Raw genomic sequence first — 12,981 nt, forward strand, 5'->3', positions numbered from 1 at the left:
CGGGCGCCCCGCTCAGCCGAGGAGCTGCTTCTGGAGGACGACGGTCTGGTGGAACGGCACCGGCGCGGACGTGCCCTTCCTGGACTGCACGACCAGCCCGAGGGTGTCGCCGGCGACGATGTACGCCTGCCGGGTCTGCTCGGCCCCGTACGGGGCCTTCTCCCGGAACACGTACGACGACGTGTCCGCCTGGTCGGGCAGGACCCAGTCCGGATCGCTCTCCAGGTCGGGCGCGCCCATGAGGGGCGTGCCCGCGGCCCCACCGAAGGACAGGTCCCAGTCCTGGTAGGCGCGGGTGAACGCCGTCGAATCGAACTGGAGCAGGTAGATCCGGGTCGACGTGCCGTCCGGCATGGTCCAGCCGCGCGCGGCGACATGGCGCACGCCGTGGTCGGTCAGTGCCTGGCGCAGCTTGGCGCGCTCGCCCTCCTCGTACTCGGCGAGGTACCGGTCGACGGGCACCCAGCCGCCGGTCAGCTCCTTGTCCGCCGTGGCGCCGCCCGGGGCGGGGAGGAGCAGTCTCCGCAGGTCGGCGTGGTGGAGCTGGCCGTAGTTGCCGTCGCTGTACGGGCGGGGGACGTCGACGGGGAGGGCGGGCAGGGAGAGCCGGGGGTACTCCCAGCGTCCGTCCGGCTCGGTGGCGAGACCCGGCACGTCGTGCCGCTCCATCCCCGCGAGACCGTACGCGACGCCGGTCGCGGCGCCCGCGCAGACCGCGACGGCGGCGGCCCACCGCCCCACCGCGAACCCGATCCGCCGCAGACGCCCGCGCCGGGCGGCCGCCGCGCCGGCGGTGCTCCCGTCCTCCGTCGGCTCGGCGACCGGGGCCGTGTTCTCGGTCATACGTACTCCCCCGGGGAGGCGATGTGGTCGAGCTGCTGCTTCACGAAGTCGGCCACCTCCGACGTGTCGAGGGGGTCCGTGGCGACGGCGCCGATGACGACGGACGTGTCGCCGGTGTACGCCGTGCACCGCATGCCGTCGAGCCCGCTCTCCTCCTCCGCCCCGTCCGCGTCGAGGTCGATGTAGGGCGGGAACATGTGGCACACGGCCTCGGGGTGTCCCTTGATCTTCGGCCCCTTCTTCAGGTCCATCCACTCGACGAGTCCGCGGTCGAGCTCGTGGAAGCCGCGCAGGTACTTCCGGTCCTTCAGACGCATGACCTGCACTTCCAGGACCAGCTCGTCGCTGTCGGCGAGGTACGAACGATGGGCCAGGCCGCCCAGCCCCAGCTTCTCGACCCGCTTCTCGAAGTCGCGGCGGTCCTTGCCCGCGAGGCCGCGCCCGAGGTCCTTCATCCGCTGCGTGGCCTCCTTGGCGCCGACCTCGCTGTCGTTGCCGTGTCCGTCGATGTCCGGGCCGAGCCGGTAGCCCTCCGGGACGGGCAGCAGCAGCCTGCTCATCGGCGTGGAGGACCGGCCCCGTACGGCCGCGTCTCCCGCCGGGTCCTTGCCCGGCTTCGGCAGGTTCCTCGACCAGAGGGAGGTCGGCACGGTGCGGTCCGCCTCGTCCGCGGTCCGCTGCACGTAGACGAGGCCGCCGCCCGCCGTACCGAGCGCCAGCACGACGGGGAGGACGACGCCGACCAGCCGCCGTGCGCGGGAACGGGGCTCGGGTTCCCTGGTGGTCACAGGCGCTCCAGCTGTCGTTCGGCGAGGGTGCGGATGGCGCTCGCGGGTATGGGCTTCGAGTCGTAGATCCAGATGTCGGTCATGATGTCGCCGCGGTGGAACACCGCCCTGGCCCGGTAGAGGGGCAGGTAGCCGGGCTTGCGGTTCGGCTTGTCGTAGACGTAGTAGCGGCCCTCGGCTGTCCCCTTGAGGACGGCGCCGTCGTTGCCCGCGTGCCCGTCGCCGGTCATGTAGGAGCGCTGGCCCTCCGCGTGGTCGGCGGCGGCGTTGGTGTAGCCCGGATGGAACTGGACCAGACGGACGTGGGTCTTCCGATCCCCTTCCCTCCAGTGCCTGATCGCGACACGGCGGAACTCCTCCTCCGCGAGCGCGCTGAACATGCGTGCCTTCGATTCGAAGGTCACGGCGTACACCGGAAGACCCCCCAGCTCGTCCCTCGCGTCCACGCCCTTGGGAGCGGGCGCCAGCAGCTTGCGGAGGTCGCCGTCCGTCTTGACGCGGCGGTCCTCGGCGGCCGTGAGCGGGTGCGGCTCCTCGCCCTTGGGGAGCGGCGCGGCCGGGTAGGCGAGGCCGGGCTGGTTCAGGGGCGGGAGCGGGGTCGGCGGGCGGTCGGCCTGGATCCGGTAGCCGACCGCCGTGCCGGCGCTGACGCCGATGACCGCCGCGGCGGCGATCAGCAGGACCGTGCGGCCCCATCGGCGGGCGGGGCGGGGCGCGCCCTGGGCGGGCGGGAGCTCCGCGCTCGCGGCGGCGTCCGGGGCGGTGGCGGCGTCCGTGGCCGGGGCCGGGGCGGCGCCCGGAGCGGCGTCCGGGGCCTTCGGCGCGTCCCGGGTGTCCGGGTTCTTCGGCGCGTGGTCCTTCGGCGCCTCCGGAGCGACGTCCGGGGCGTCCGAGGCCGGGGACGGGATGGCGTCCGGGGCCGGGGCCGTGGCGGTCGGCGCGTCCTGGGCGGTGGCCGGGGCGCCGGCGGCCTCCGGGGCTTCGGCGGCGCCCGGTTCCTCCGCGGCGCCCGGTTCCTCGGCGGCGGCGCCCGGTCTTCCGGCGGCGTCCGTGCTGTCTGCGGTGTTCAAGAGAGGGTCCCCCCACGAGACCTGAGCGTGATCGAATCGGATCAGGTGTACGACTCACTGACATGTACAGGCACGGCGGGGTTGTACGCACCCGCATTACAGTTCGGCACATGGCGAAAAAGCTCGTGATCAAGGTGACCGCCGGGGCCGACGCTCCCGAGCGGTGCTCGCAGGCGTTCACGGTGGCGGCGGTCGCCGCGGCCAGCGGCGTCGAGGTGTCGCTGTGGCTGACCGGGGAGTCCTCGTGGTTCGCGGTGCCGGGGAAGGCGGCCGGGTTCGAGCTGCCGCACGCCGCGCCGCTTCCCGATCTGATCGCGTCGGTGCAGTCGGCCGGCCGGATCACGCTGTGCACGCAGTGCGCGGCCCGCCGGGAGATCACGGAGGCGGACCTGATCGAGGGCGTGCGGATCGCGGGCGCCCAGGTCTTCCTGAGCGAGATCATGGAGGACGGCGTCCAGGCGCTCGTGTACTGAGCGGCCCGCTGCCAGGGGCCGGGTCGCGGGCGCGGTCTACGGCGGGCCCGGCTTCTTCTTCCCGTCCAGCTCGGCCCACCACTCGTCGGACTGCGGGTCCCCGGAGGGGTCGTCCCACCAGCGGTCGTCCGGGCCCCGCCGGTTCGCCGCCCAGGAGGCGAGCGGCGGCAGCAGCATCGCCGCGAAGGCCATCCCCGCCGCGGCCTCCACGGACCACAGCCGTACGAAGGCCCAGGCGCTGACGAACAGGGTCAGACAGGTGCCCATCAGCACGAAATAGGTGCGCCTACGCCGTGCGTACACACCTTCAGGGTAGGAGCCTCCGGCGCGTCCGTCCCGCCGGGCGGCGGGGCCTCCCGCCGCCCGCCCGGCGCGCGCGGCGGCGGTACCGCCCGGAGACGGGCCCCGCCCCGCTGCCGGACCCGCACGCCACGCGGCAGGCCAGGCGGCACGGCACGGCAAGACCGAAGGGCCGCACCTCAAGTCCCGGAAAGCGTCCAACCCCCAGGAGGCGCGGCCCTTCGGCCGTTCGTGTACCGCCGTGTCAGACGGCGATGGCGACCTCCGCGAGACCACCGGTCTCCACGACGACCTGCCGGTCCGCCGTGCCGCCCGGCACCAGGGCGCGGACGGTCCAGGTGCCCTCGGCCGCGTAGAACCGGAACTGGCCGGTCGCGGACGTCGGGACCTCGGCGGTGAACTCGCCGGTCGAGTCGAGCAGCCGCACGTAGCCGGTCACGGGCTCGCCGTCACGGGTGACCTGACCCTGGATCGTGGTCTCACCGGGCTTGATCGCGGAGGCGTCGGGGCCGCCGACCTGGGCTCCACACATGTCGTACCTGTCCTTAAGCGTCGCTGGTGGGGAGGGTTACTTGGCGGGGCCGAGCTCGATCGGCACGCCGACGAGGGAGCCGTACTCGGTCCACGAACCGTCGTAGTTCTTGACGTTCTCCTGGCCCAGCAGCTCGTGCAGGACGAACCAGGTCAGCGCGGAGCGCTCGCCGATGCGGCAGTAGGCGATGGTGTCCTTCGCCAGGTCCACCTGCTCGTCGGCGTAGAGCGCCTTCAGCTCGTCGTCCGACTTGAAGGTGCCGTCGTCGTTGGCGTTCTTCGACCACGGGATGTTGCGGGCGCTCGGCACGTGGCCGGGGCGCTGCGACTGCTCCTGCGGGAGGTGCGCCGGGGCGAGCAGCTTGCCGCTGAACTCGTCGGGCGAGCGGACGTCGACGATGTTCTGGCTGCCGATGGCGGCCACGACGTCGTCGCGGAAGGCGCGGATCGAGGTGTCCAGGGCCTTGGCCTTGTACGCGGTGGCCGGGCGGTTCGGGACCTCGGAGCCGTCCACCAGGTCGCGGGAGTCCAGCTCCCACTTCTTGCGGCCGCCGTCGAGGAGCTTCACGCTCTCGTGGCCGTACAGCTTGAAGTACCAGTAGGCGTACGCGGCGAACCAGTTGTTGTTGCCGCCGTAGAGGACGACCGTGTCGTCGTTGGCGATGCCCTTCGCCGAGAGGAGCTTCTCGAAGCCCTCCTGGTCCACGAAGTCGCGGCGGACCGGGTCCTGGAGGTCCTTCTTCCAGTCGATCCGGACGGCGTTGCGGATGTGGTTCTTGTCGTACGCGGAGGTGTCCTCGTCGACCTCGACGAGGACGACCTTCGGGTCGTCGAGGTGGGCCTCGACCCAGTCGGCGTCTACCAGGACGTCGCTGCGGCTCATGCTGTCTTCTCCTCCGGGGCAGTCTGCGGCGGGATGATGCGGGTGCGGCACGTGCGCCGGGCGCTCTACGCGTACGGGGGTGCGGGGCGGCCACGGCGCGGGGAAGGCCCCTCGGTGCGGAAGGGCCGGAAGACGCGGGGTGCGAGGGCCCCGCTCAGACAGTGCGACAGAGCATGGCGGCGACGCGGCACAGGTCTACTGCCCGCCGCTTCGTGAGGTCCGCCTGTCGCTTCATCATGGTCCGATCGTAGGGACGGACCGGCGGCCGTGTCACCGGCGTGTCGGATAGTGAGACAGGAACATCCGAATGGCGGGATACGACCGCCCCGCGCGCCGGTCCGGGCGCGGCCCGTCCGGGGTGTTCCCGCAGTTCGTCTAGGGGGTGGACGTCCGCGTCTCGCGATGTGGTCCGGTCAGCCGGCCAGGACCAGGTTCCGGCCGGTCACCGTGATCTGGAGGCCGTCGGGCGTGGCGTCCACGCGTTCGATGCCCAGCCCGGCCGGGAAGCCCTTGACCTCGCGGTCGAAGTCCGTGCGCTGCCGCACCAGCTCCTCGATGCCCGGGATGCCCTCGCCGGGCACCTCGTCGGCGCGCACCCGCAGCGTGTCGCCGTCGACGACGCTCACCGTGGACAGCACGCTCCGCGTCAGGGTGCGGCCCAGCACCTCGACGCTGCCGGTGACCTTCAGCTTGCCGTCGCCGCCGTAGCCGAGCGCGACGTCCTTGTCCGACGCCTTGCTCAGCTCCTCGTACGAGATGCGGGCCGTGCCGGTCGCGGAGGCGGCGACGGCCCGCGAGTAGCCGTTCTCCAGCCGCACGCCGCGCAGCCGCGCCTCGAGCTCGCCCACGCGGACCGTGCGGCCGCCCGCCGTCGCCTCGACGCCGGTCATGGCCACGTCCACCTGGTCCAGCTCCTCGCCGAGGACCTGCGTCAGGAAGGGGAACCCCCGGATCGACACGTCCGGCGTGCCGGCCAGGCCCTGCCCGGCCCGGATCCGGTCGGCGGCCTCGGACTCGGCGGCGGCGACCGCCAGCCGGTCCACGACGGTGAAGAGACCGCCGAGGACGACGGCGATGATCAGCAGTGTGCGCAGTGCTCGCATGGTTCGGTGAATCCCCCGCCCAGTTGGTGCCCGGCCCCCCGCGCCGACGTGAAGATCGACGTACGGGGCCTGGCTGATGGTTCCCCGGCGTCTCACAGGTCACACCCGGCACGGGCCCGCCGGTGGCCGGTCTCCTCATGGACCGGTGGACCCGTGACCGGTGGCCCGGCCGGGGGCGAGCGGCCGGCGGGCGAGCGACCGGGGGCGAGCGGCCGGGGGCGAGCGGCCGGCCGGTCAGGCCAGCGCGCGGCCCAGCACGTACACGACCGGCGCGGCGACGGCCAGCGGCAGCGCGACGCCCGCCGTCATGTGCACGAACCGCGACGGGTAGTCGTACGCCGCCACCCGCAGCCCGATCACCGCGCACACCCCGGCCGCGAGGCCCAGCACGGCCCCCGTCACGCCCAGGCCGGTCACCGCCCCGGCCACCGCGCCCGCGCCCGCTGCGGCGAGCAGGGCGCCCACCAGCGAGACCGGGCCGGGCAGCGGCAGCGCGCGGACGACCGTCGCGGCGGCGACGCCGAGGGCGCCCACCACGACCGCGTCCGGCTCGGCGGCCGGGAAACCGGCGGCCACGACGGCCAGCGCCGACGACACCACGGTCGCCATCAGCCCGTACATCCGCTCCTCCGGCGCCGCGTGGCTGCGCAGCTGGAGGACGAGGACCAGCAGGACCCACACGCCGAGGGTGCCCAGGATCGCGGCGGGCGCGTGCTCCCGCCCGGCGGCGAGCAGGGCCGCGTCGGCGACGACGCCGCCGAGGAAGGCCAGCGCGATGCCCTGGCGGGCGGGCCACATGCCGTTGAGCCGGAACCATCCGGCGGCGGTGACCGCCTGGAGCAGCACCAGCGGGACCAGCAACGCGTACGGGCCCAGGGCGGCGCCCCCGGCGAGGAGGACGCCGAGCAGCGCGGTGAGCCCGGCGGGCTGGATGCCCGGGTCGATGATCGGCGACCGCCCCTCGGCGCGGGCGCGCTGCGCGTCGGTGATCCGGGTATTGCCGAGGGTGGTGGGCGCGCTGTACTCCGGCTCGTGCGCGGGCGGGTCCGCGGGGGAGGTCGCGGTGGTGGCGGGGCTCGCGGGCGTGGGGGCGGCCGCGTGTGCGGTGCCGGACGGGTGGGCGGCGGGGGCGTACGGGACGTCCTGGCCCGCGTGGCCGGGGGCGGGCGCGTACGGGGTGTCCGAAGCGGCGGGGGCGTACGGGGAGCCGGGGGCCTGAGCGCCCGGGGCCTGGCCGTACGGGGCGGCGGGGACCTGGCCGTGCGGGGCGACGGGGGCCTGGCCGTGCGGGGCCTGCGTGTAGGGGGCCTGTGTGTAAGGGGTCTGGCCGTACGGGGCCGGGGCCGCGTGGCCGGGGGCCTGCGCGTACGTGCCGGGCGCCGCGTGGCCAAGGTGCTCCGGGGCGCCGCCGTACGTGCCGGACGCCGGGGGCTGCCCGTACCCGGGTGCCTGGGCGCCCGCGCCGGTCGCCGGGCCGGAGCCGTACGCGCCCTGGCCGGTCGCCGGGCCGGAGCCGTACGCGCCCTGGCCGGTCGCCGGGCCGGGGCCGTACGCGTGGTGGCCGGTCGCCGCGCCGCCGTACGACGGGGGGCCCGCGGGCGCCGGCCCGTGGCCGGTCACCGGCGGCAGGTAGGCGGTCGGCGCGTCGTACCCCGGCGCCTGCGCGCCCGCCGGAGCGCCCGGCGGGGTTCCCGGCGGCACCGGGTGGCCGGACTGGCCGGTCACCGGTGGCAGGTACGCCGTCTCCTCCGCCGCGCGCGGCGGCTCGTCCCGGACGGCCGGCTGGTAGTGGGTGTCCCAGGTCTGGCCCTGCCAGGTCTGGGCGACGCCCGCGTCGTACGACCCGGCCCCGCCGTGCGGCCCGCCGTCGGCCCCGGCACCGCCGTGGGGCCCGTCGTGCGGCCCGCCGTACGACGGGTCGTACGGGTTGTGCTGATCGCTGCTCATGCTGTGCGGCTCACCCTCCTGCGAACGGCGGGAGCACCTCGACGGTGCCGCCCTCCGCCAGCCGTACCGTCTCATGTCCGCGCGCCCCGACGGGGTCGCCGTCCACCAGGAACGAGCACCTCCGCAGCACGCGGACCAGCTCCCCCGGATGCCGCTCGCGCACGGCGGCCAGCGCCTCCGCGAGGGTCTCCGCGGCGTACGGCTCCTCGGCCGTACCGGCGGCGGCCTTGGCCGCGGCCCAGTAGCGGATCGTTCCCGCTGCCATGGAGGGCTCCTTTCGTCAGGGTTCCATGATGGGCCACGCCCCGGCGCCCCCCGGTCCCCCGGCCCGCCGCCCGCCGCTCAGCCGCCGCCCCGCGCCGCTCCGGTCAGCCAGCGGGCGATCCGGGTGAGCAGTTCCTCCCCCGCGGCGTTCTCGGCGTGCCCCATGCCCGGCTCCAGCCACAGCTCGGCGTGCCCGCCCGACGCGGCGGCCAGCGCCCGCGGGTGGTCGACCGGGAAGTACGGGTCGCGGTCCCCGTGGACCACGAGCAGCGGCGTGGGCGCGATCATCGGCACCGCCGCCACCGGCGGCAGCGGTACGGGGTCCCAGTCGCGGTCGTGGATACGGGTGCCGAGCCCGTACCGCCCCACCAGCCGCCCGGCGGGGCGGGTGATCAGCCAGTGCACCCGCCGCATCGGGGGCGTGCCCCGGTAGTACCAGCGCGCCGGGGCGCTCACCGCGGCGACGGCGTCCGTACGCCCCTCGCGCCCCTCGCGCCCCTCGCGCCCCTCGCGCGCCACGTGCTCCCCGCGCTCCCCGTACAGCGCCGCGTGCCGCAGCACCACGGAGCCGCCCATGGAGAAGCCGGCGGTCGCCACGCGCGCGTACCCGAGGTCCCTCGCCCGGCCCACCGCCGCCGCCAGGTCCAGCACCTCGCGGTCGCCGACCGTGGAGCGCCCTCCGGAGCGGCCGTGGCCCCGGAAGGAGAAGGTCACGACCGCCGCGTGCCGGGCCAGGACGGCCACCGCGCGGCGCAGCGCCGGGCGGTCCACCGACCCGGTGAAACCGTGCGCGACGACGATCGCCGTGTCCGTCGGGCCGGCGGCGCAGGGGTCGTGGCGCGCCTCCAGGAGGACTCCGTCATCAGTCCGCAAAGACATACGCAAGGTTTCACCCAGAGGGCCGTACGTGAGCGAGGAGACATCCACACTGTGAAATGAGCCCTCTGTCCCGGATCTCATGTGGGTTATTGTGGCTGGCAGAGGATCCGGGCGAAGCAGCCCCCGGATCCTTTTGTGTTTTCCCGCCTCTGTTACGGACGGGTGAACAAAGGCTCTCAGCAGGACCGCAGAACCGGCAGGACCCGCAGGACCCGCACGACGCAGGACCCGCACGACCGCAGTACCCGACATGGACACGCAGGACCCGCAGGACCCGCAGTACCCGAACGACACAGTGCCGCAAGTCCTCGCACGGACCGAGGAGGAACCGACGTGATGGGCGAGCCGACCGTGCACGACCGGACGACGAGCAGGACGAGCAGGACCAGCAGGACCAGCAGGACGAAGACCGGCGGCGAGGCCGGCGGCGGAACGCCGGCCACCGGGGCGACGGCCACCGCGACGACGACCCGGGCGGGTGGGACACGATGAGTTCTCTGCTGCTGCTGACGAACGCCCTCCAGCCGTCGGCCGAGGTGCTCCCGGCACTCGGGCTGCTGCTGCACAACGTGCGGGTGGCCCCCGCCGAGGGCCCCGCCCTCGTGGACACCCCCGGCGCCGACGTGATCCTCGTGGACGGCCGCCGCGACCTGCCGCAGGTGCGCTCGCTGTGCCAGCTCCTGCGCTCCACTGGCCCCGGCTGCCCGCTCCTCCTCGTCGTCACCGAGGGCGGTCTCGCCGCCGTCACGGCCGACTGGGGCGTCGACGACGTACTCCTCGACACGGCCGGACCGGCGGAGGTGGAGGCGCGGCTGCGGCTCGCGATGGGCCGCCGGCAGATGTCGGCCGAGGACCTGCCGACGGAGATCCGCAACGGCGACCTGTCGGTGGACGAGGCGACGTACAGCGCGAAGCTGAAGGGCCGGGTGCTGGACCTCACCTTCAAGGAGTTCGAGCTGCTCAAGTACCTCGCGCAGCATCCGGGCCGGGTCTTCACGCGGGCGCAGCTCCTCCAGGAGGTGTGGGGGTACGACTACTTCGGCGGCACCCGCACGGTCGACGTCCACGTGCGGCGGCTGCGCGCCAAGCTGGGGCCCGAGCACGAGTCGCTGATCGGCACCGTGCGGAACGTCGGGTACCGGTTCGTGGCGCCCGAGAAGGTGGAGCGCGCCGCCGAGGAGGCGCGGTCGCCGGGCACCCGCCCGGGGTCGCGCACGGGGGGGCGTACGGAGGCGCGGGCACACGCGGCGGCGGGCGGCGGGCAGGACACGCCCGAAGTCCTCCGGATGGCGGACGGGAAAGATCCCCGGTAGGCCGCCGCACGACCTGCCCAGAGGCGGGTCACCCCGCGTAGACTGCCGCGCGTGGCCAAGGTGACGCGGGACGACGTGGCACGACTGGCGGGTACTTCCACCGCGGTCGTGAGCTACGTCATCAACAACGGACCCCGGCCGGTCGCCCCGGCCACGCGCGAGCGTGTCCTCGCCGCCATCAAGGAGCTGGGCTACCGGCCCGACCGGGTGGCCCAGGCGATGGCGTCGCGGCGCACGGACCTCATAGGCATGATCGTCCCGGACGCGCGGCAGCCGTTCTTCGCCGAGATGGCGCACGCCGTGGAGAGGGCCGCCGCCGACCGGGGGAAAATGGTCCTCGTCGGCAATTCGGACTACCGCGACGAACGCGAGATCCACTATCTGCGCGCGTTCCTCGGAATGCGCGTGGCCGGCCTGATCCTCGTCAGCCAGGGCATGAGCGAGGTCGCCGCCCAGGAGATCGAGGCGTGGGACGCGCGCGTGGTGCTGCTCCACGAGCGGCCCGAGGCGCTGGACGACGTGGCGGTCGTGACGGACGACATCGGCGGCGCCCAGCTCGCCACCCGCCACCTCCTGGAGCACGGCCACCCGTACGTCGCCTGCCTCGGCGGCACGGCGGCCACCCCCGCGGTCGGCGACCCGGTGGCCGACCACATCGAGGGCTGGCGCCGCGCGATGCGCGAGGCGGGCCGCTCCGTCGAGGGACGGCTGTACCAGGCGGAGTACAACCGGTACGACGCGTACGAGACCGCGCTGAAGATCCTCGCCGGCCCCGACCGGCCGCCCGCGATCTTCTGCACCACGGACGACCAGGCGATCGGCGTGCTGCGCGCGGCGCGGGAGCTTCGGCTCGACGCGCCGGGGGACCTGGCGGTGGCCGGCTTCGACGACGTGAAGGAGGCCGGGCTGACCGACCCGCCGCTGACGACCGTCTCGTCGGACCGCCCGGCGATGGCCCGCGCGGCGGTGGACCTGCTCCTCGACGACGGGCTGAAGGTGTCGGCGTCGCGCCAGGACCGGGTGAAGTCGTTCCCGTCGGCGCTGGTGGTCCGCCGCAGCTGCGGCTGCGACGGCGCGTAGTCCCGCCGCGCCGGCCGCGCGCCGGCGCTCGGCGCCCCGGGCACGCGAGAAGCACCTGTCGGCCGTTGGCCCCTCAGGCCCACGGGTGCTCGGGTCCACGGGTCCACGGGCGCTCGCGCCCCCCGCGTCCTCGCGCCCCCCGCGTCCTCGCGCCCCGGCGCCCTCGCGCCCCGGCGTCCTCGCGGCCCCGGCATCCTCGGGCGGCTCACGGGCCCCTGGGCACGGAGCATCCCCACCGGACACACGAGGCCCTGACGGGGTTCTTCACCTCTTCTCAGGGCGCTTTCAGGAACCTTTCATCCACCGGCGGCAGAGTCGTCGGCATGACGGACCACGACCGCGCCCACCCCACCGCCGGTACCGCCCGCCCCGCTTCCGGCGACGCGACCGCCCCCGGGCGCCCGCGGCGGCGCCGGCGGGCCGGGCGGCCGGTCGGGCTGGTCGCCGCCGCGGCGCTCGTGGCCGCCGCCGTCGGGGGCGGGGCGGGCGCCCTGGCCCAGCGCCTCGCCGACGGCCCCGCCGCGCCCGCCCCGAGCGCGGCCACCGGCGCCACGGCGGCGCGGGCCGCCGCGACGGGCACCGTCGCCGAGGTCGCGCGGGCCGTGTCGCCCAGCATCGTGGAGATCAGGGCCGCGACCGGCTCCGGGGAGTCCACCGGCTCGGGGGTGATCCTCACGGCGGACGGCGAGGTCGTCACCAACCACCACGTGGTCGCCGGCGCGTCCGAGGTCCGGGTGCGGCTCGCGGACGGCACCGCCTACACCGCCGACGTGGCCGGCACCGCCCCGGACAAGGACCTGGCGCTGCTCAGGCTGCGCGGCGCCGAGGGCCTGAAGGCGGCGGCGCTCGGCGACTCCGGCACGCTCCGGGTGGGCGACCCGGTCGTCGCCATCGGCTCCCCCGGCGGGCTCACCAACACCGTGACCAGCGGGATCGTCTCCGCCCTCGACCGGGAGGTGACGGTCGCGAAGGACGACGGGAAGGGTGCGGGGCCGGACCGGCCGTACGGGTACGGCGGGGAGCCCTACGGCTACGGCGGGGAGTCCCACGGCGGCGGGGAGTCCCACGGCGGCGGCGCGGACGCGTCGCGGCAGCCGTCCGGTACGGCGGGCGCGGACCGGACGACGTACAAGGCGATCCAGACCGACGCCTCCCTCAATCCGGGCAACTCCGGCGGCGCCCTGATCAACATGCGGGGCGAGGTCGTCGGCGTGAACTCCGCCATGTACGCGCCGAGCGCGGCGACCGGCCGGAGCGCGGGAGCCGGTGCGGCGGCGGGCAGCGTGGGGCTGGGCTTCGCCATCCCCGTGAACACCGTCAAGGCCGACCTGCCCGCCCTCCGCGGCGCCTGACCCGTACGCGGCACCCGGCCCCATGTCCCGCGCCACCCGCACCCGGGCCCCCGCCCGCACCCACCACCAAGCCCCCGTCCGGCCCCCCGCCCGCACCCACCACCGGGCCCCCGTCCGGCCCCCCGCCCGCACCCACCACCAAGTCCCCGTCCGCC

General features: G+C 75.1%; 15 protein-coding genes. 5 read left to right on the top strand and 10 right to left on the bottom strand.

Going from position 1 to position 12,981, the window contains the following annotated elements; translation table 11 throughout:
• Positions 1-12: 12 nt before the first annotated feature.
• From CP974_RS13710 to CP974_RS30230, 3 genes are read right to left on the bottom strand one after another with little or no spacing between them, the layout of a single operon-like run.
• Positions 13-843, bottom strand: a complete 831-nt coding sequence (locus CP974_RS13710) for a hypothetical protein (protein WP_031131370.1) — start codon at positions 841-843, stop codon at positions 13-15.
• Positions 840-1,631, bottom strand: a complete 792-nt coding sequence (locus CP974_RS13715; RefSeq protein WP_031131368.1) for a hypothetical protein — start codon at positions 1,629-1,631, stop codon at positions 840-842. Before CP974_RS13715 ends, CP974_RS13710 begins: the two co-directional genes overlap by 4 nt.
• Positions 1,628-2,701, bottom strand: a complete 1,074-nt coding sequence (locus CP974_RS30230) for a hypothetical protein (protein WP_223844373.1) — start codon at positions 2,699-2,701, stop codon at positions 1,628-1,630. Before CP974_RS30230 ends, CP974_RS13715 begins: the two co-directional genes overlap by 4 nt.
• A gap of 110 nt (positions 2,702-2,811) precedes the next feature.
• On the opposite strand from CP974_RS30230, the gene CP974_RS13725 reads away from it, so the two are divergent.
• Complete coding sequence (locus tag CP974_RS13725) at positions 2,812-3,174, top strand: DsrE family protein (protein WP_031131363.1); 363 nt, start codon at positions 2,812-2,814, stop codon at positions 3,172-3,174.
• 36 nt (positions 3,175-3,210) lie between these two features.
• Here the strand turns inward: CP974_RS13725 and CP974_RS13730 are convergent, their stop codons facing one another.
• The 7 genes from CP974_RS13730 to CP974_RS13760 form a co-directional block, all read right to left on the bottom strand.
• Positions 3,211-3,477 carry a DUF3099 domain-containing protein gene (locus CP974_RS13730; RefSeq protein ID WP_031131361.1) on the bottom strand — a complete coding sequence of 89 codons (267 nt, stop codon included), beginning with the start codon at positions 3,475-3,477 and terminating at the stop codon, positions 3,211-3,213.
• 241 nt (positions 3,478-3,718) lie between these two features.
• Entirely contained in the window at positions 3,719-4,006 is a 288-nt protein-coding gene (locus CP974_RS13735; protein WP_031131359.1) for a DUF1416 domain-containing protein, read from the bottom strand.
• A gap of 36 nt (positions 4,007-4,042) precedes the next feature.
• Entirely contained in the window at positions 4,043-4,888 is an 846-nt protein-coding gene (locus tag CP974_RS13740) for a sulfurtransferase (RefSeq protein WP_031131357.1), read from the bottom strand.
• Between the two features lie 413 nt (positions 4,889-5,301).
• Entirely contained in the window at positions 5,302-5,991 is a 690-nt protein-coding gene (locus CP974_RS13745; RefSeq protein ID WP_031131355.1) for an LmeA family phospholipid-binding protein, read from the bottom strand.
• A gap of 234 nt (positions 5,992-6,225) precedes the next feature.
• The gene (locus CP974_RS13750) at positions 6,226-7,938 is read right to left on the bottom strand and encodes a hypothetical protein (RefSeq protein ID WP_031131353.1); all 1,713 of its coding nucleotides are present in this window, start codon (positions 7,936-7,938) and stop codon (positions 6,226-6,228) included.
• Between the two features lie 10 nt (positions 7,939-7,948).
• On the bottom strand, positions 7,949-8,203 hold the full coding sequence (locus tag CP974_RS13755; protein ID WP_031131351.1) for a MoaD/ThiS family protein: 255 nt from the start codon (positions 8,201-8,203) through the stop codon (positions 7,949-7,951).
• A gap of 77 nt (positions 8,204-8,280) precedes the next feature.
• The gene (locus CP974_RS13760; RefSeq protein WP_078915582.1) at positions 8,281-9,162 is read right to left on the bottom strand and encodes an alpha/beta hydrolase; all 882 of its coding nucleotides are present in this window, start codon (positions 9,160-9,162) and stop codon (positions 8,281-8,283) included.
• Positions 9,163-9,417: 255 nt separating this feature from the next.
• Between CP974_RS13760 and CP974_RS29610 the strand changes: the two genes are divergently transcribed.
• From CP974_RS29610 to CP974_RS13775, 4 genes are all read left to right on the top strand, one after another.
• Positions 9,418-9,573 carry a hypothetical protein gene (locus CP974_RS29610; RefSeq protein ID WP_158935954.1) on the top strand — a complete coding sequence of 52 codons (156 nt, stop codon included), beginning with the start codon at positions 9,418-9,420 and terminating at the stop codon, positions 9,571-9,573.
• The gene (locus CP974_RS13765; RefSeq protein WP_078915581.1) at positions 9,570-10,394 is read left to right on the top strand and encodes a response regulator transcription factor; all 825 of its coding nucleotides are present in this window, start codon (positions 9,570-9,572) and stop codon (positions 10,392-10,394) included. Before CP974_RS29610 ends, CP974_RS13765 begins: the two co-directional genes overlap by 4 nt.
• 51 nt (positions 10,395-10,445) lie before the next feature.
• On the top strand, positions 10,446-11,474 hold the full coding sequence (locus tag CP974_RS13770) for a LacI family DNA-binding transcriptional regulator (protein ID WP_150485809.1): 1,029 nt from the start codon (positions 10,446-10,448) through the stop codon (positions 11,472-11,474).
• Positions 11,475-11,797: 323 nt separating this feature from the next.
• Complete coding sequence (locus CP974_RS13775; protein WP_085921457.1) at positions 11,798-12,826, top strand: S1C family serine protease; 1,029 nt, start codon at positions 11,798-11,800, stop codon at positions 12,824-12,826.
• The last annotated feature ends 155 nt before the right edge of the window (positions 12,827-12,981 follow it).

It is taken from the genome of Streptomyces fradiae ATCC 10745 = DSM 40063, from assembly GCF_008704425.1.
Classification (GTDB): domain Bacteria; phylum Actinomycetota; class Actinomycetes; order Streptomycetales; family Streptomycetaceae; genus Streptomyces; species Streptomyces fradiae.

Coding starts and splice junctions, on each gene's coding strand:
- CP974_RS13745 (WP_031131355.1), bottom strand. CDS start 5,991: ATGCGAGCACTGCGCACACTGCTGATCATCGCCGTCGTCCTCGGCGGT.
- CP974_RS13740 (WP_031131357.1), bottom strand. CDS start 4,888: ATGAGCCGCAGCGACGTCCTGGTAGACGCCGACTGGGTCGAGGCCCAC.
- CP974_RS13710 (WP_031131370.1), bottom strand. CDS start 843: ATGACCGAGAACACGGCCCCGGTCGCCGAGCCGACGGAGGACGGGAGC.
- CP974_RS13760 (WP_078915582.1), bottom strand. CDS start 9,162: ATGAGATCCGGGACAGAGGGCTCATTTCACAGTGTGGATGTCTCCTCG.
- CP974_RS13750 (WP_031131353.1), bottom strand. CDS start 7,938: ATGAGCAGCGATCAGCACAACCCGTACGACCCGTCGTACGGCGGGCCG.
- CP974_RS13725 (WP_031131363.1), top strand. CDS start 2,812: ATGGCGAAAAAGCTCGTGATCAAGGTGACCGCCGGGGCCGACGCTCCC.
- CP974_RS13775 (WP_085921457.1), top strand. CDS start 11,798: ATGACGGACCACGACCGCGCCCACCCCACCGCCGGTACCGCCCGCCCC.
- CP974_RS13755 (WP_031131351.1), bottom strand. CDS start 8,203: ATGGCAGCGGGAACGATCCGCTACTGGGCCGCGGCCAAGGCCGCCGCC.
- CP974_RS13735 (WP_031131359.1), bottom strand. CDS start 4,006: ATGTGTGGAGCCCAGGTCGGCGGCCCCGACGCCTCCGCGATCAAGCCC.
- CP974_RS29610 (WP_158935954.1), top strand. CDS start 9,418: ATGGGCGAGCCGACCGTGCACGACCGGACGACGAGCAGGACGAGCAGG.
- CP974_RS13765 (WP_078915581.1), top strand. CDS start 9,570: ATGAGTTCTCTGCTGCTGCTGACGAACGCCCTCCAGCCGTCGGCCGAG.